Origin of the sequence: Pseudonocardia tropica (assembly GCF_040105315.1) — a bacterium.
GTDB lineage: Bacteria > Actinomycetota > Actinomycetes > Mycobacteriales > Pseudonocardiaceae > Pseudonocardia > Pseudonocardia alni.
Genome location: NZ_JBEDNP010000001.1, coordinates 557916 through 575122 on the forward strand (window position 1 = coordinate 557916; position 17207 = coordinate 575122).

Genomic DNA, 17207 nt, shown 5'->3' on the forward strand with positions numbered 1-17207 from the left:
GATCCCAATTATCGAAGCATTGCTGTGCGCTCTCGTTCATTTCCCGCGATTCGTATTTCCGGCGGGGCGTCCCTCCGCCCCCGGTCCTCTTGGACCGGGGGGCGTTGGGGGCGGAACCGCCCCGGAACCGCCCCGGGACGCCCCGACACGCCCCGGACCGCCCCGCGGACCGCCCCGGACGACCGCCCCGTGACCGCCCCGGGACGCCCCGCGCTCCGGGGCGGTCACGGGTCCACGCTGGACAGCGCCTGACGCCGGATCTCCTTGCGGTGCTTCACGGCTTCCTCGAACGCTGCGTTCGAGGCGGAGAACCCCGGCACGTCCTTCTCGACGAGGGTCCGGGCCTTCCGGTACCCCACGTCCGTGGCGGCGCCCAGTCGGTCGAGGTGTTGGACGACCTCGCCCGCCTTGCCCGGCAACTGCGTGGTGCCGGTCGAGGTGGCGCGAGGGGAGCCGGGAGCGATCCGCCAGGTGCAGCCGTCGGAGTCCGAGTCCAGGATGAAAGTCCCGGCCTGCTTGTCCGACGAGATGGCGCGGACCTTGCCTCGCCGGTCCTTCGCCACGACCAGCTCGGCGCGACCGCAGCGTCCCGGGGCGAACTGGTCACGCATCCGCACCAGGTACGCGGCCCCGGAGACCGCGGACTTCTTGTGCTGCGAGCCGGAGGGCCACAGCCCGCGCCGGTCGGTGTCCTTGACGACGTGGTCGATGACGACCACGGCGGCGCCCGCGCGTTCAGCGGGCTTGAGGTACAACCGCACCACCCGGCTGACCGCCTCCGCGTCGTTCGGGCTCAGGCCCTCCATGTCGGCGACCTCGGTGAAGGCGTCGAGCACGACCACCGCGGGTCGAAGCGCCTGCAGGTGCGCCGCGTACTGCTCGGCCTCCCCCTGGCCGAGCCGGGTCTCGGGCTCCAGCATGTGGAAGTAGAGACCGATCTCGTCGGGGCTGAGCCCGAACTGGGTCAGGCGGGCGATGAGCTCGACGGCGCCGTTCTCGTAGTCCAGGTACAGGACGTGGCGCTCGGCCCGGATCTGCTCGACGCAGGCGGCCAGGGCGACCCAGGACTTGCCGGACTCGGGCTCACCGAACACCCAGTGGATCGACCCGGGGTACAGCAGGTGCTCGCCGTCGGATCGAGCGAGAACCGTCGGGCTCGGCACCTCGACATCCCCGGCCAGGACGGGGGCGAGGTCGACCAACCCCCAGGAGCCGTTGCTCGGGCTGACCGGGGCGAGCCGGTGCGTGCCCTGTGCGCGGGCGTCCCGCAGGGCGTTGCGCAGGGTCGCCGGGGTGTCGTCCTCGTCGGCGGCGCCGCAGTCGATGGCCGCGTCCAGGACCATCTCGCGGGCCTCGTCGAGGCTCCAGAACTCGTCGCCGAAGTGGCCGACGCACAGCGCGGCGTCGCGCACCAGCTCGTTCCGGTTGCCCTCCGCGGCGTCGCGCAGCGCCCGCAGCGCAGGCTCGACGTAGGCCCGCGCGGCCTCGACGGTCGCGAAGTCCTTGGGCGTGAACTCGTCCAGCCCCCCGGAGACCGTTCCCGTGGCCTCGTACAGCCAGTCCGGGGTGTCGGCGGGGTCGAAGTCCTCGACGGTCTCGTAGGCCCGATCGGGCATCGCCCAGATGAACATGCCGCCCTGGCCACGGGTGTCGATCCCCGGACCGATCTCGCTGGCCGACGACTTAATCGGACCGGCCTGGGCGCGATAGATCGCGTGCAAACCGCCGGAGGGTGTGCGCCGGACCAGCGTCTCGCCGATCTTGTGACCGAGGTCGGCCAGGGCGCCCTCGCCGTCGTTCTTGGTGTCCAGGTCCAGAACGTTGAGCCCGGACGGGCCGGTGAGGATGCCGACCCCGTGCCCCTCATGCGTACCGCCAGGCCCCCAAACCTGCTTCACGACTGAGGGATCGTCGATCCAGTCCGCAGGCTCCTTCCACTTCGTCGAGGGACGCTTGCTGTCCGGATCGATTGGGACTGGGATCCATTCGCGCCGGATGGCTGCGCGGGCAACAGAAGCGCCGTCGAACTGTGCGGAGCTGCGAGAATCGTTACCGATGTGGTTCACTAGGTGTACCAATTCTTTCTGGTCGAGAGAACATGGCGAAGTGGGGCCCCGCCCGGGGAGTGGGCGGGGCCTCTCGCTTATCCCGAGCTACCGCCGACTCGATTCGGCGTGGTTTCCTCGGGGACGCACCGGATCCTCTCGGCCTCGGATGCGCTCGTTGGACAGGCGAGATCGGCGCCCCGGGTTCCTCGTCCCGGGGCGTCGTCCTGTCCGGGGCCCATCAGCAGCGCCAGCAGGCGCCGATGGCGCGACGGGCTGGGGGACCGCCCCCACGACACCGCCGTCCGGCCCTCTCGCTTGGCCTCCGTCGAACTCGCGGACGCGTCCTGGTACTCGGTGCCCCCGCAGGTCACGACGGCTTCCCAGCAGCCGCGCGACGCTTCTCGGCCCGGAGAGCGCGCAGGTAGTGGTTGGCGCAGAGCCCGCGGGTTCGACGGGGCTTGATGCAGCCCTCGACCGGGCAGGGCAGGCGATTCTGAGGGAGCGCCCGCGTACTGGGACGCAGCGCCTCGACCAGGTCGGACGACGACGAGGTGGTCACTTTGGCTCCTCTGTAGGAGCAGCGAACGGCCAGGCGCGCGACGGGGTCCTTCCCCATCACATCGCTCGGCCGGTTCCACCTCGGTCCGTTCACCAGCGCCGGTATCGGCCTCCACCGAACCCTCGTGGTCCGGTCGCTTCACTTCTTATCGCTGGCTAGCTATGACGACTATTCGCCGCTGTGTGCGGTTCTTGTTGTTCCTCGATAATCGAATCATGTGACTGCCGACTTGTGCACATGCGCACGGTCGCCCGACCCCGGGCGCCTTCCAGAACGGGCAGCGCCCGGGGTCGGGATTTACCTGCGGGGTGGCCGGCAGCCGGTCAGCGGTGAAGCAGGGCCTTGGTGCTGCCCGGCAGTTGGACGCAGATAAAGGTGCCGCCGCGCTCCAGGGCGATCTCGACCGGACGCTCGTCGTGCTGGTAACTGAGCGATCGGATCACGGTTGCGACCAGATAGATCCGCGTTCCCGCAGGGAGGAAACCGACGCAGGTCCGAGGGTCGGCGCCCTGGGGGTAGAGCGGCTCGTTGTCTTGATCGTAGTGCGGACCGATCGACGATGCCTCGGTCACAGCGGCGACGGCAGCATGAAAGCCACCGAAGACATCCCGCTGAACATCCGGCTCGTCCCCGAACTCATCCACCAGCAGGTCGACCAGATCGCCCTGACGAATACCGGGCTGTTCAGCAACGACGTCGAGTCCGAATGCCTTCATCCGATCGAAGGTCCGTGAGGCACTCTCGGCCAGCTCTCGCTTCCGAGCGTCTCCATGTGGATGGACGGGTTCGTTCATGGCGTCGTTGAGGGCGCGGGCTGCGTCCTCGACGGGGTTGCACATGGTGCGTTCCTCTCGGTGGTGAGGAACGACGAAGAGCCGAGCGCGCACAGCTCCGAAACCCCCTGTGCGGGGGCCTGGCTGTGCAACACTCGGCTGGATCTGGCCTTCGAGGGTCACTGCCTCAAGGGGCTACCCGGCCAGGGCTTCTTCATTGCGCTTACGCCGATTTAGGTCGGCCGACACCTGCTGGTGCCGCTCCTTGGCCTCCCAGCCAAGGGCCCGACTCATGCTGCCCGACCCCTCGACGCTCCTGCGGCTCGGTGTCGGTGGCTCCGGTCGCCCGGCGCCGAGATGGACTATGGCACAGACGCCCAAGATCATGCAGAACTATTATCGCTTGGTCGACGAGATATCCGGCTCGATCTCATCTGCGGTCAGGTGTAGCTCGTAGCGGCCGAAGTCGATCCGGTAGAACGGCTTCGTCTTGCCGTCCTCGCGCAGGCTCGCGATGCCGACGACTCTCCCCGTTCTACCGCGGGTCTTCCCGGTTCTGTTGTCGACCACCGGATCGCCGACGCCGTACGTCCTCGGGTGCTTCGCCACGATCAGCCGGTCGGCGTTGCGCTGGTCTTCGTTACGTCGTCGGCGCCGGGCCGATACCACATGACCCGGGCCGGTTTCCACACCACCCTGGATCGTGCGGAGGTGGCAGATGGAGTCGCCAAACGACATGTCGGGGTCATGATGTTGGGAAAGCGCGTCCCCACAACAGCCGTACGAGGCCAGGTCGACACGCCGTCGTCGCGTCGCGAAGACGAGGCGTGTTGATCTGTTCTGTCGCACGTTTCCGCAGCTCGGTGTGGGTTCCCGCAGACCTGCGTAGCCGGTCCCGCAACGGCTACGCAAAGCCGGTCTCGAAGCCTCATACCACACGCCCCCGACAGTTCCGGGGATCGAAGCTGTGGATGCTGTGGACAACTCCGTCCCGCGCGGGGTTATCAACATGCAATTGGCACCCCCCACAGAGTTGTCCACAGGTGTGGACGGATCCGCGAACGTGCACAACGCAGCAGGCAGACGCGCTTGTGCGACTGCTCGGCGCGCGCCCGTATGCGCCTGCGCGCGCCGCAGGCGCGTATACCGGAACGGGTGACCTCGGCGCCACTCTTGACCCCCCGCTGCGGGGGGCGAAGAGGGGGTCCCAACGAGAGTTGGGGGCGGGATGGCGCGGTGTCGGGACGACCTGTCATGCTGTCGCTCATGTCCGAGTCGAACCGGTCGTCCAGCGAGCGCTGGCAGGCGGCCACCCAGCACATCGCGGCGGCCGCGCGCGAGGTGCTGGCCGACATGGTCCGCATCGACGAGGAGGATGCCGAGCTCGACCGCCGGAAGGCGGAGCTGGATGCAGAGCGGAAGGCGATCTTGCCCCAGGCTCGCCACCTTGCACAGCTGCTGCAGGGGTGGGGTCTTGCTCAGCCGGACGACGCCGAGGGCATCGGCGCCGAGCTGGCCCAGAAGGTCCAGGCGTCGCAGACCGTCGCCGTCGACGCGAAGCTGTCGTGGAACGTGCAGCCGATGAACACCCGCGAGGCGGTTCTCAAGTTCGTCGGCCAGAAGAACGAGGTCTTCGGGACGTCAGAGATCGTCGACGGAGTGCTGGCCATGGGGGTGGACTCCCAGTCGGCAACCACGCGCTCGTTGCTGTCCAAGATGGCCAAGGAGGGCCAGCTCATCAAGGTCGGCAGGGGCCAGTACCGGCTCGGGAACGTCGACACGACGTCGCCCGCGTCCAGCGAGGCCGAGGTGGGCCTGTTCGACGATGACGAGGCGGACGAGGACCAGGACGCGACGGAGCGCTTCGAGCGCCTGCCTGAGGCTGACAAGTGGCAGCTGTCTCGCGAGTGGGACGACGCGCACCGCGAGGAGATGGCGGAGGAGAGCTGATGATCACTTCGCGGGCCCGGGACGGTCCGGGGAGATGCGGATGAGGACGGCACTTCACTTGGCGGCGAAACCGCCCTCATCCGCTGACTCGCTCGCTCGTCTCATCGAACAAGGAGCCAGTCCATGGTAAGCCTTGCGCAGTTCGCTGCGTCTACCCCCGATCCCATGATGTACATCGCTGGTGCGCTCGGCGGCATCCTCATCATCGGGATCATCGGCCTCGTGGCCCTCCGGATGTGCCTGCAGGACGCGACCCCGGAGCACCGTCCGGCGATCCTCAAGGCACTCGCCGAGCTGTTCCGCAGCTGGTTCAGCTGGTTCCGGCGCGGCGGCCCGCCGGGCGGCGGAGCGGCCTGAAACCGATGAAGGGCGCCCCCAGCGTCGAGGGCGCCCTTCGGCGTGTCCGGGGCCGGTCAGGCGACGTCGGCCAGCTCCAGGGCGAACGGCAGGTCGAAGGCGGTAACCCCACGCGCGAGGTGCCTCGGCCCCGCGGACCTCGCCGACCACCAGCCGGTCCGGCCGCATCCGCAACGCCTGACGCACCAGCTCGCGCAGTGGCACCCCACCCGAGCCCTCGATGTTCGGCGGTCGGGCGACCAGCCGCACGACGTGCGGATGGCACGGGGAGAGCTCCTCGGCGTCCTCGACGGTGATCAGCCGCTCGCCCGGGGCGACCGCGCCCAGCAGTGCGTTGAGCAGCGTGGTCTTGCCACTGCCCGTCCCACCGGCCACGAGCACGGCCAGCCGGGCGGCGACGATCGCGCGCAGCAGTGCCTCGCCGGTCGCGTCGAGGGTGCCGGTCCGCCGTAGCGCGGCCAGGTCGTGTCCGGCGGGGCGCAGCACCCGCAGCGAGATCGCGGTCCCGGCGGCCGCCACCGGTGGGAGGACCGCGTGCAGCCGGACCCCGGCGTCGGGGAGCCTGCCGTCGACGCAGGGGCTCGCGTCGTCGAGACGGCGGCCCGCGGCGAGCGCCAAACGCTGGGCGAGCCGCCGGACCGCGGCCTCGTCGGTGAAGACGATGCCGGTGCGGCGCAGCCCGTCGCCGCGGTCGACCCAGACGGCGTCGGGCGCGGTGACCAGCACGTCGGTGGTCGCCGGGTCGCGCAGCAGCGCATCGAGCGGGCCCGCTCCGGTGAACTCCTGGCGCAGGGTGCGGAGCGCGGCGAGGACGTCCAGGTCGGAGGCGACCCCACCGGACTCGGCCCGCACCGCCGCGGCGACGGCGGCCGGTCCGGTCTCGCCGCCGGCGTCGGCAAGCCGGGCCCGCACCCGGTCGACCAGCGGGTTCACGACGCCGCCCGCCGGGAGCCCGCCGCGCCGGAGAGGCGCTCGTGCACGGTCCGGGCCGCGGTGGCGAGCGGGCCCCGCCCGGAGCCGGGCGTCCATCCCCGTTCGAGCGCACCGGCGAGGTCCCGCTCCGGGCGCATGGTCGTGAGCAACGACAGCCCGAGGGAGGCGACGACCTCGTCGGGGGTGATGCCGCCGGGGGACGGGCCGCGCACGACCAGCTCCACGGCGCGGGCGTGCTCGGCGAGCACGTCCGCGACCCGGGCGGCCGCGGCACACGACCGCAGCCCGGCGGGCACCACCAGGACGGTCAGGTCGGCGGTGCCGAGAGCCGCGAGGGCGGCGTCGGTGGGATAGCGGGGCAGGTCGCACACGACGGTGCCGCCCGCGCGGCGCCCGGCGTCGAGGACCGCGGTGACCGCGGCCGGCTCGGGGCCGTGCGGGGAGCGCGCGCAGGACAGCACCGACAACGCGGTGCGCCCGGACCCGGCCCGCGGCAGCGCGGCGTGCAGCGCCGCGGCGCGCACCCGGCCGTCGCCGACCGACAGCTCCGGCCAGCGCAGTCCGGCCTCCTGCTCCAGCCCGACCATCAGGTCGAGGCCGCCGCCGAGCGGGTCGCAGTCGACCAGCAGGGCGGACTCCCCGGCCCGTGCGGAGGTCAGCGCGACGGCGGTGGCGAGCACCGAGGCGCCCGCCCCACCGCTGCCGCCGACCACGGCCAGCACCCGGCCGGCCCGCCCGTCGCCCGCTGCGCGCTCCCGGGCGTCGGCGAGGATCTCGGCCAGCCCGGCCTCGCCCTGGGGGAGCTGCACGACCCGGTCCGCGCCGAGGGCGACCGCGATCCGCCAGTCTTCCGCGGCGGGCTCGCCGGGGACGGTGATCACGACGCCGTCGCGGCGTGGGAATCCGGCCTCGCCGCAGCGCCGGGCCCCGGCCCGGTCGAGCAGCACGACGGGTGCGCGGGCCCAGGCACGGCGGGCGTCGGCCGCGTCGACCGCGCGCTGGGCGTCCATGTCGGCGGCCGCGGCGAGCCGCAGCAGCGCGTCGAGCAGCTCGGGATCGTCGGCCACGATCAGGCAGCGCCGGTCCATCGCGTCGTCCTCCACACCGGCCCGCCGGTGCGGGCCCCGGTGTCGAGCGTGCGGTCCCGGGAGCGCCCCGCCGGCCCCGATCGCGGGCCTGTGGACAACTTCGGGGAAACGGCCCGACCTGTGGACAACCCGCCGGTTCCGTCGGTGCCGTGCGGGAGGATGGAGCACGGGGGAGGGCCCTCGCGGGCGCGCCACCGGGGAGCGGCACCGGAGCGGCGGGGAGCGCACCGGGGAGGCGGGCGACCGACACGACCGTGTCGTCCCGACCCGGACGTAGGACGACCCCCGCCAGGGGGGATTGGCGGGGGCCGTCGGGCGGTTCAGCCCCGGGGGGTCGAGCTGAACCCGCTCGGACCACGTCCGAGCTCGGTCAACTGTAGCCGGAACATGCCGGTCGCGCCCATACTCCGGCCGTGGGCTGCGCCGACCGGTACCGGCGACGATGTCGCTCTTGACGCCGACGGGGTGAACTGTGCCACTGACCGGTGAGCGCGTCCGGGCGACCGGTCGCGTACGGACGGCTACTCTCCGCTCCTGCTCATCGGCCTGCCCGTACCCCCGGCCGGGCGGTGCGGGGACGGGCGGCGCCCACCGTGGGGCCGACGGTCGGCGGAGTGTGCACGGAGCCGGGGACCGGGGACGGGGCGCGTCCCGGTTCGGGCAGGCTGGACGTCGTGCCCGAGTCCTCCACAGCCCCCGTCGCACCGGACCGGACCGCCGGTGCCGCCGTCCCCCAGGCGGTGTTCCTCGATCTCGACAACACGATCATCGCCGGGTCGAGTGCGCTGGCGTTCGCGCGTCCGTTCGCCCGCGCCGGTCTGATCGACCGCGCGACCGTCCTGCGCGGGGCCTGGGCCCAGCTGCTGCTCGTGCTCGCCGGGGCGGACGCGTCCACGATGGACACCCTGCGCCGGCGGATGGTGCTGATCTGCCAGGGCTGGGAGGTGGCGCGGGTCCGTGCGATCGTCGCCGAGACGCTGCAGGAGATCGTGGGCCCGCTCGTCTACCCCGAGGCGGTCCGGCTGATCGAGCACCACCGCGCGCAGGGGGCGGAGATCGTGCTGCTGTCGGCGTCGGGGCTGGAGGTCGTCGAGCCGATCGCCGAGCTGGTCGGGATCGCACGCTTCCGGGCGACCCGGATGCACGTCGAGGACGGCCGCTACGCCGGGGAGATCGCGTTCTACTGCTACGGCGAGGGCAAGGCCGTCGCGGCCCGGGAGATCGCCGCGGAGCTGGGACTCGACCTCGTGCGGTGTGCCGCCTACACCGACTCGATCACCGACCTGCCGCTGCTCGAGGCGGTCGGGCAGCCGTCCGTCGTGAACCCGGACCGCGAGTTGCGGGCCATCGCCCGCGAGCGGGGGTGGCCGGTGCTCGCGTTCGTGCGCGCCGCGTCCCGTCGGGACCGGTTGTTCCGGCTGCGTGACCGGCTGTCCGACCGGTTCGCGGCCGGGGCCCGGGGTGGTGCTCACGCCGGCCCGGCGGCCGATGGGACCGGCGAGGACACCGGTGGGGTCGGCGGGGTCGGTGCGGCCGGGCCGTGGCGGGATCCGGCGTTGCTCGGTGCGGCTGCGGTCGGCGGGGTGCTCGCGGCGCTGGTGGCGGGAGCGGCCGTCACCCGGTCCGCCCGCGGTGGCCGCTGAGGTGATGGCCGGCCTGTGGGCAGGGCGCCGCCGGCCGCGCTGAGCGGCCCGTGCCCGGCTCGTCCGGCGCCCGTGCCCGTCCTCGCCGCGACTGCCGCGCCGTCGACCGCGTCGCGCCCGTCGATCAGTACATCAGTGCTGTCCGGGCATCCTGCGACCGCGCTCATGTACTGATCGACACGCGGTGAGCGGACCGCCGGGTGGCGGAGCGCGGGACGGTGCGGTGCACCCCGGGGCGACCGTCGATCAGTACATGAATGCTGCTCGACCGCCGTCGCACAGCGCTGATGCACTGATCGACGGAGTCTCGCGGCCCGGTGGCGGAATCCGGCCGGTGCGGCGTGGCCGGCCGCGCCGGTGCGGACAGCGGGGCGACCGGCGACCAGCGCGGACCGTGTCGGCTCGGAACGCGGCCCGGATGCCGGGCGCGACCGCCGTCCGGGCGTCGTCGTACACCCACGCGGCGGCCGTCGACGGTCACCCTGTGCTGCTGAACCGGTGCATCCCGGGGAGAGGGTTGCTCGCATCACGTTCCGGGTCTACGAAGGAGCCACGGACCCCGGCCGGGCCAGGGGCGTCTCGGAGGAGAAGAGGCGTCTCCCCTGACCGGGCTCCGTACGTGGGAACCGGATCACGTCCACGCCGAGCACGCCGCGGGAGGCATGTCGTCGTGGGTCTGCGAACCGGGACGCCGGGCGCCGAGGCCGCACAACACGACACGTAGTGCACGCCAGGACGCCGGTTCCCACGTCGGGCCGGGTGGCGCCCCTCGGGGCACCGCCCGGCTTCTTCCTGTCCGGGGCTCAGCCGGACTGCGCGGCGGCGATCGACAGGCCCTCCCGGCCGCCCGCCTCCCACTCCGCGCAGGTGTGGACGATCCAGCGGGCCAGACCGTCGGGCGTCCCGGACGCGAACGCCGCCGCAGCCTCCCGGTACTCCGCGGTGCGGCGCAGGAACCCCACCTCGGGCACCGACAGACCGCGCGGGTCCAGGCCGGTCGACATCGCGGTCAGCCGGGCCGCGGCCCGGGCCACGACGCCGTCGGCGGTGCCGAACGGGGCGAGGGTCAGCAGCTCGCCGTGCACGACGGCGACCAGCACCGGTGCCGGCACCGAGGTGCCCCCGCCGATCAGGTCGGCCAGCGCGGTGAGCCGCCCCGACGTGGCCGGGCGCGGCCTGCCCAGCACCCGCTCGTGCTCGGCGGCGGGCACGAGGTCGCCCGCGGCCAGCACGTGCAGCCGGGCGAGCCCCTGCAGGGGGGCCCGGCGCCAGGTGTCGAGGAGCTTGGCGCGCTCGTCGGCGATCCGGACGGCGCCCGCGAGGACGGGGTCGGAGACGTGGTCGGCGGTGACCGGTCGCAACGGGGCCCCGTCGACCGCGGCGGACGAGCGGGCCGCGCGCAGGGCGGCCTCGGCGGCCGTCGCGGGCCAGCCGCGCCGGTTGACCGGCTGGTTGTGCACCTCGGTGGCCGCGTCGCGGGCGCGGGAGACCGCCTCGGCGACGCCGGGGAGGGCGGCGAGCGGGGCGAGCGGATCGGCTGCTGCGGGGCGGGCCATGCGCGTCATCGTCCCAACCCGTCGGTTACCGTCCGGTAGTACCCCTTCGGTGTGGACCGCTCGGCGACCGGTCGTGGTGCTCCACCGACCGCCGGACGTCCGTCCGTCCGCCGTCGGCGGTGTCGCCGACCTCCGTGACGCACCGGGGGGTGGACCCCGACCTGCGCGGACGGTCAGGTGCGTCGTTCGTTTCCTGTCCGTACCTGTCCCGACAGACGGTGCACGGGCCAGGACGTTTCACTAGCGTCCGATAACACACACGCGCGCACACCGAGTGCGCCCGAGGCCGCCACGCCGGCCCGAGTGACCCGTCGCGTCGAGGAGGACACGAGGACATGGCCGAGTCCGAGAAGAGTTCTGCGCTCAGCGCACTCTCCACCGAGAGCAGGTCGTTCCCGCCGTCGGAGGAGTTCGCCGCGCAGGCGAACGCCACCGCCGACTGGTACGACCGCGCCGACTCCGACCGTGAGGGGTTCTGGGCCGAGCAGGCCGACAGGCTGCACTGGACGACGAAGTGGGATGCCGTCCTGGACTGGCAGCCCCCGTTCGCGAAGTGGTTCGTCGGCGGTGAGCTGAACGTCGCCTACAACTGCGCCGACCGGCACGTCGAGGCGGGCAACGGCGACCGCGTCGCCATCCACTGGGAGGGCGAGCCCGGCGACACCCGCACCATCACCTACGCCGACCTGCAGCGCGAGGTCTCCAAGACCGCGAACGCGCTGACCGAGCTGGGCGTCGGCAAGGGCGACCGCGTCGCCATCCAGCTGCCGATGATCCCCGAGGCCGTGTTCTCGATGCTGGCCTGCGCCCGCCTGGGCGCGCTGCACAGCGTCGTGTTCGGCGGGTTCTCCCCGGGCGCGCTCAAGGCCCGTATCGAGGACGCCGAGGCCAAGGTCCTCATTACCTCCGACGGGCAGTACCGCCGCGGCAAGCCCGCCCCGATGAAGGAGAACACCGACCAGGCGGTCGAGGGCACCTCGATCGAGAAGGTCCTGGTCGTCAAGCGGACCGAGACCGACGTGCCGTGGACCGAGGGCCGCGACGTCTGGTGGCACGACGCCGTCGACTCCGCCTCCGACCAGCACACGCCGGAGTCCTTCGATTCCGAGCACCCGCTGTTCATCCTCTACACCTCGGGCACCACCGGGAACCCGAAGGGCATCCTGCACACCTCCGGCGGCTACCTCACCCAGTCCGCCTACTCCCACAACGTCACCTTCGACCACAAGCCGGGCGAGAGCGTCTACTGGTGCACCGCCGACATCGGCTGGATCACCGGGCACAGCTACATCGTCTACGGGCCGCTCGCCAACGGTGCGACCCAGGTGATCTACGAGGGCACGCCGAACACCCCGCACGAGGGCCGGCACTGGGAGATCGTCGACAAGTACAAGGTCTCGATCTACTACACCGCCCCCACCCTGATCCGGACGTTCATGAAGTGGGGCGAGGACATCCCCGCGAAGTACGACCTGTCCTCGCTCAGGGTCCTCGGCACGGTCGGCGAGCCGATCAACCCCGAGGCGTGGATGTGGTTCCGGGAGAAGATCGGCAAGGAGCGCTGCCCGATCGTCGACACCTGGTGGCAGACCGAGACCGGCTCGCAGATGATCGCCCCGTTGCCGGGCGTCACCGCCACCAAGCCGGGCTCGGCCATGCGCGCGCTGCCGGGCATCTCCGCAACCGTCGTCGACGACTCGGGCACCCCGGTCGGCAACGGCGAGGGCGGCTACCTCGTGCTCGACAAGCCGTGGCCGTCCATGCTGCGCGGCATCTGGGGCGACACCGAGCGCTACAAGGACACCTACTGGTCGCGCTTCGCCGAGCAGGGCTACTACTTCGCCGGTGACGGCGCCAAGTACGACGAGGACGGCGCCATCTGGCTGCTCGGCCGCGTCGACGACGTCATGAACGTCTCCGGGCACCGTATCTCCACCACCGAGGTGGAGTCGGCGCTGGTCAGCCACCCGACCGTCGCCGAGGCCGCGGTCGTGGGCGCCTCCGACGAGACCACCGGCCAGGGGATCGTCGCGTTCGTCATCCTGCTCGGGAGCGCCTCGAAGGACGAGGCGAAGGGCGAGGAGGCCATCAAGGCGCTCCGCGACCACGTCTCCAAGGAGATCGGCCCGATCGCCAAGCCGCGCCAGATCCTGGTCGTGGAGGAGCTGCCGAAGACCCGCTCCGGCAAGATCATGCGCCGCCTGCTGCGCGACGTCGCCGAGAACCGCGACGTCGGCGACGTCTCGACCCTCGCCGACTCGTCGGTGATGGACCTGATCTCGTCCGGCATGAGCGAGTCCAAGGAGGACTGACCTCCGGTCCCGGCGGCCCCGGGCCCGTGCACACCGCACGGGACCCGGGGCCGATCGGCGACACTGGTGCCCGTGGACGACCCGATCGAGGTGCGGCGGGGCTTCGTCGTGCCCGCCCGTGAGCTGCACTGGCGGTTCTCCCGCGCCTCGGGGCCCGGTGGGCAGGGCGTCAACACCACCGACTCGCGGGTGGAGCTGTCGTTCGACCTCGCGGCCTCGCCGAGCGTCCCCGGGGACCTGCGCGACCGCGCCCTGTCGCGGCTGGCGAACCGTCTCGTCGACGGCGTGCTGACCGTCGTCGCCTCCGAGCACCGCAGCCAGCTCCGCAACCGCGAGGCCGCTCGCGGGCGGCTCGCGACCCTGCTCGGCGAGGCGACCGCGGCGGGCCCGCGCACCCGTCGCCCGACCCGTCCGACGCGCGGCTCGCAGCGCCGCAGGCTCGACGCCAAGAACCGGCGCGGACAGATCAAGAAACTGCGCGGCCGCCCGGACGAGTGAGGCCGTGTCCCCGGCGTGGCGTAGCCGAGCGGGTCGTAGGACCCCGTGGCACGATGGCGGCTCACCGAACGACGGCCGTCCGGGGGACCTTCAGCGCCCCGGGTAGGCGAGTGCACCAGCAGGAGGGAAGACGGTGGCCAGCAACAGCCAGTCGGGCAACGCGGAGGTTCCGCCGGTCCTGCCCTCGATCCCGCTCACGAGCGAGCCCGGGCCGCGCGACGCGTCCCTCGGTGCCCTCGTGAAGGACGTCACCACCCACCTCTCCACCCTGGTCCGGTCGGAGGTGGAGCTCGCCAAGGCCGAGGTCACGGCCGAGGTGAAGAAGGGCGTGCAGGGCAGCGTCTTCTTCGTGATCGCCGCGGTGATCGGGCTGTTCAGCCTGTTCTACCTGTTCTTCACCCTCGCCGAGTTCCTGTCGCTGTGGCTCAACCGCGCCGCGGGCTTCGGGATCACGTTCCTGTTCATGCTGCTCGTCGCCGGCCTGTTCGGTCTCCTCGGCTACCTGCGGGTCCGCAAGATCCGCAAGCCCGAGCGCACCATCGACTCGCTCAAGGACTCCGCCCAGGTGCTCGCCCAGCGCGGCCACCGCGGTGACCGCGACAACGTGCGTGAGATCGCCGACGGCACCTCCGGGCGGCACGCCGCCGCGGGCTGACCCGGCGTGTCCGCAGCGACCGGTACCCCACCCGACCCCTCGGTCGTCCGGGTGCCCGGTCCGTGGACGCACCGCGCGGTGTCGGCCAACGGCATCCGCATCCACCTCGCCGAGTACGGCCCGCCGACCGGTCCGCTGGTCGTGCTGCTGCACGGCTTCCCGGAGTTCTGGTGGACCTGGCGCCACCAGCTCCTCGCCCTCGGCGACGCCGGCTTCCGGGTCGTCGCGCCCGACCTGCGCGGCTACGGCGACACCGACAAGCCTCCCCGCGGCTACGACCTGTGGACCCTCGCCGGTGACTGCGCCGGGATGATCCGGGCGCTCGGGGAGCCGCGTGCCCACCTCGTCGGGCACGACTGGGGCGCCGCGATCGGCTGGACCGTCGCCACGCTGCACCCGCGTCTGGTCGTCTCGCTCACCGGGCTCGGGGCGCCGCACCCGGTCGTCCTGCGCGACGCGGTGCTGTGCGACCCACTCGGGCAGGGCCGTGCGAGCCGCTACATGGCCGGGTTCCAGCTGCCGCGGCTGCCGGAGCGTTCCCTGCGTGCCGACGGCGGCGCCCGGGTCGGGCGGATCATGCGCGCGTGGGCGGGTCCGGAGTGGGCCGCCACCACCGACTTCGCCGACGCCGTCGCCCGCAACGCCGAGGCGATGCGGATCTCCACCGTCGCCCACTGCAGCCTCGAGTACTACCGCTGGTCGCTGCGCTCCCAGGTGCGCCCCGACGGCCGCCGGTTCACCCGCGAGGTCTCCCGGCCGGTCGGGGTGCCGGTGCTGCAGGTGCACGGCGCCGACGACCCCTGCGTGCTCGACACCACCATGCGCGGCGACGAGCGGTTCGCCGGGGCCGGGCTGACCCACCACACGCTCCCGGCCACCGGGCACTTCCCGCAGCAGGAGCACCCCACCCACGTCACCGCGCTGATCGGAGCTCACCTGCATCGCTGCGACGGCTGAGCGGACACCGGTTCCCCGTCGTCCGACGTGCACGGATACGCTCGGCCACCGTGCGGATCCTGATCGTGGGAAGCGGTGCGCGTGAGCACGCCATCGCCGTGGCTCTGGCGCAGGACCCGGAGGTGACGGCCCTCGCTGTCGCCCCCGGCAACGCGGGGACGGCCGCGGTGTCCGAGCAGCTCGGGCTCGACGTCACCGACAACGGTGCCGTCGTCGACGTGGCGCGGACCTGGCAGGCGGACCTCGTGGTCGTCGGGCCGGAGGGTCCGTTGGTCAACGGTGCGGCCGATGCGGTGCGCGAGGCCGGCATCCCCTGCTTCGGCCCGAGCGCCGAGGCGGCCCGGATCGAGGGGTCCAAGGCGTTCGCGAAGGCCGTCATGAGTGCGGCCGGGGTGCCGACGGCCTCGTCGGTCGTCGTCGACAACCCGGCGCACCTCGACACCGCGCTGTCGGTGTTCGCCCCGCCCTACGTCGTCAAGGACGACGGGCTGGCCGCGGGCAAGGGCGTCGTCGTGTCCGGCGACATCGAGGTGGCCCGCGCGCACGCCCTCGGGCTGCTCGACGCCGGCCACCCGGCGCTGCTGGAGTCCTTCCTCGACGGGCCCGAGGCGTCGCTGTTCTGCCTCGTCGACGGCGCCACCGTGGTGCCGCTGCTGCCCGCGCAGGACTTCAAGCGCGTCGGCGACGACGACTCCGGCCCCAACACCGGCGGCATGGGCGCCTACTGCCCGCTGCCCTGGGCGGGCGAGGACCTCGCCGACGAGCTGGTCGCCCGGGTCGTCGCGCCGGTCGCCGAGGAGATGGTGCGCCGCGGCACCCCGTTCACCGGGCTGCTCTACGCCGGTCTCGCGCTGACCTCGCAGGGCCCGGCGGTCATCGAGTTCAACTGCCGCTTCGGGGACCCGGAGACCCAGGCCGTGCTGGCGCTGCTGCGCACCCCGTTGTCGCAGCTGCTGCTCGCCACCGCGACCGGCACCCTCGCCGAGCAGCCCGCGATCGAGTGGGCCGAGGGGTCGGCGGTGACCGTCGTCGTCGCCGCGGAGGGCTACCCGGCCACCCCGCGGCTCGGTGACGTCATCACCGGCGCGGAGGGGGAGGGCGTGCTGCACGCCGGTACCCGTCGCCGCGACGACGGCGCGGTCGTGTCCTCCGGCGGGCGCGTGCTGTCGGTCGTGGGCACCGGCTCCGATCTCGCCGCCGCCCGTGCCGAGGCCTACGCCCGGCTGGAGCCGGTCCGCCTCGCGGGCTCGCACCACCGCACCGACATCGGTCTGAAGGCCGAACGCGGAGAGGTCAGCGTGCCCGTCGCGCAGGCCTGATGTTGCGCGGGCGTTACGGTCGAATGGCCTAGTGACGTTGGTCCCTATGGACCTGAGCAGGGACGACAAGAGCGTTCCCGCGCGGATGTACGGCGATGGTGAAGAGCAGGTAAAACCGGACACCAGGGTTTGATCTCCACCGGTTCGTCGAGGAATCGTCCTGTGGCACAGGGGCACAGCCGGTGTCCCTGAACCACAGGAGGATCACCATGGCCCACGCTCCCCAGCCGGCCCGTCGTCGTCGCGCCCTCGCCCTCGTCGGTGGCGTCGTCGCCGCGCCGCTCGCCGCCCTGGCGCTCACCGGCACCGCGCAGGCGGCCGAGCTGACCCCGGTCGCCGAGTACCTCGACGACACCGTCGCCGACACCGACGCGCAGATCGGCGCCGTCGTCGACGCCCTGGGCTTCGAGGCCGAGTGACACCGGGCGGGCCCCGCGCCCGCCCCGGTTCGTGACCGACCGCGCGCCCGGGAGTGGGCTCCCGCCCGGGCGCGCGGTCCGGTCCCGTGCGGGGCCGCCGCCTAGGCTCGGCGGCGTGACCCGCCTGACCGTCGCCGCCC

Annotated in this window: 14 protein-coding genes; 8 read left to right on the forward strand and 6 right to left on the reverse strand. The window is 72.7% G+C overall.

What is annotated here, in order from left to right; genetic code table 11:
• Nucleotides 1-224: 224 nt before the first annotated feature.
• From WHI96_RS02805 to WHI96_RS02815, 3 genes are all read right to left on the reverse strand, one after another.
• Complete coding sequence (locus WHI96_RS02805; RefSeq protein WP_345641269.1) at nucleotides 225-2066, reverse strand: bifunctional DNA primase/polymerase; 1842 nt, start codon at nucleotides 2064-2066, stop codon at nucleotides 225-227.
• Between the two features lie 864 nt (nucleotides 2067-2930).
• Nucleotides 2931-3446, reverse strand: a complete 516-nt coding sequence (locus WHI96_RS02810; RefSeq protein WP_345641272.1) for a hypothetical protein — start codon at nucleotides 3444-3446, stop codon at nucleotides 2931-2933.
• Nucleotides 3447-3776: 330 nt separating this feature from the next.
• Nucleotides 3777-4118, reverse strand: a complete 342-nt coding sequence (locus WHI96_RS02815) for a hypothetical protein (RefSeq protein ID WP_345641275.1) — start codon at nucleotides 4116-4118, stop codon at nucleotides 3777-3779.
• A 516-nt stretch (nucleotides 4119-4634) separates the two neighbouring features.
• Here WHI96_RS02815 and WHI96_RS02820 point away from each other — a divergent pair.
• Nucleotides 4635-5330, forward strand: coding sequence for a type IV toxin-antitoxin system AbiEi family antitoxin domain-containing protein (locus tag WHI96_RS02820; RefSeq protein WP_345641278.1), 696 nt, complete (start codon nucleotides 4635-4637; stop codon nucleotides 5328-5330).
• A 54-nt stretch (nucleotides 5331-5384) separates the two neighbouring features.
• Here the strand turns inward: WHI96_RS02820 and WHI96_RS02825 are convergent, their stop codons facing one another.
• Together WHI96_RS02825 and ssd are read right to left on the reverse strand one after the other, a co-directional pair.
• On the reverse strand, nucleotides 5385-6620 hold the full coding sequence (locus WHI96_RS02825) for a TadA family conjugal transfer-associated ATPase (protein ID WP_345641281.1): 1236 nt from the start codon (nucleotides 6618-6620) through the stop codon (nucleotides 5385-5387).
• Nucleotides 6617-7708, reverse strand: coding sequence for a septum site-determining protein Ssd (gene ssd, locus WHI96_RS02830; RefSeq protein WP_345641284.1), 1092 nt, complete (start codon nucleotides 7706-7708; stop codon nucleotides 6617-6619). The genes WHI96_RS02825 and ssd overlap by 4 nt, the downstream gene beginning before the upstream one ends.
• A gap of 674 nt (nucleotides 7709-8382) precedes the next feature.
• On the opposite strand from ssd, the gene WHI96_RS02835 reads away from it, so the two are divergent.
• Entirely contained in the window at nucleotides 8383-9351 is a 969-nt protein-coding gene (locus WHI96_RS02835; protein WP_345641287.1) for an HAD family hydrolase, read from the forward strand.
• Between the two features lie 803 nt (nucleotides 9352-10154).
• Here WHI96_RS02835 and WHI96_RS02840 read toward each other — a convergent pair.
• Nucleotides 10155-10907: an oxidoreductase gene (locus WHI96_RS02840; RefSeq protein WP_345641290.1), complete on the reverse strand. Its 753-nt coding sequence runs from the start codon at nucleotides 10905-10907 to the stop codon at nucleotides 10155-10157.
• 335 nt (nucleotides 10908-11242) lie between these two features.
• Here WHI96_RS02840 and acs point away from each other — a divergent pair, with 335 nt between their 5' ends.
• The 6 genes from acs to WHI96_RS02870 all read left to right on the forward strand — a co-directional run bounded on the left by acs (nucleotide 11243) and on the right by WHI96_RS02870 (nucleotide 17067).
• Nucleotides 11243-13219 (forward strand): acetate--CoA ligase, encoded by a 1977-nt coding sequence (gene acs / locus WHI96_RS02845; protein WP_345641293.1) that lies wholly within the window; start codon nucleotides 11243-11245, stop codon nucleotides 13217-13219.
• 72 nt (nucleotides 13220-13291) lie between these two features.
• Nucleotides 13292-13717 carry an alternative ribosome rescue aminoacyl-tRNA hydrolase ArfB gene (arfB, locus tag WHI96_RS02850; RefSeq protein ID WP_345641296.1) on the forward strand — a complete coding sequence of 142 codons (426 nt, stop codon included), beginning with the start codon at nucleotides 13292-13294 and terminating at the stop codon, nucleotides 13715-13717.
• A 133-nt stretch (nucleotides 13718-13850) separates the two neighbouring features.
• Nucleotides 13851-14372, forward strand: coding sequence for a phage holin family protein (locus WHI96_RS02855; RefSeq protein ID WP_345641298.1), 522 nt, complete (start codon nucleotides 13851-13853; stop codon nucleotides 14370-14372).
• A gap of 6 nt (nucleotides 14373-14378) precedes the next feature.
• Complete coding sequence (locus WHI96_RS02860) at nucleotides 14379-15329, forward strand: alpha/beta fold hydrolase (protein ID WP_345641301.1); 951 nt, start codon at nucleotides 14379-14381, stop codon at nucleotides 15327-15329.
• A gap of 50 nt (nucleotides 15330-15379) precedes the next feature.
• Nucleotides 15380-16648, forward strand: coding sequence for a phosphoribosylamine--glycine ligase (gene purD / locus WHI96_RS02865; protein WP_345641304.1), 1269 nt, complete (start codon nucleotides 15380-15382; stop codon nucleotides 16646-16648).
• A 209-nt stretch (nucleotides 16649-16857) separates the two neighbouring features.
• Nucleotides 16858-17067, forward strand: a complete 210-nt coding sequence (locus tag WHI96_RS02870; protein ID WP_345641307.1) for a hypothetical protein — start codon at nucleotides 16858-16860, stop codon at nucleotides 17065-17067.
• Nucleotides 17068-17207 lie beyond the last annotated feature (140 nt).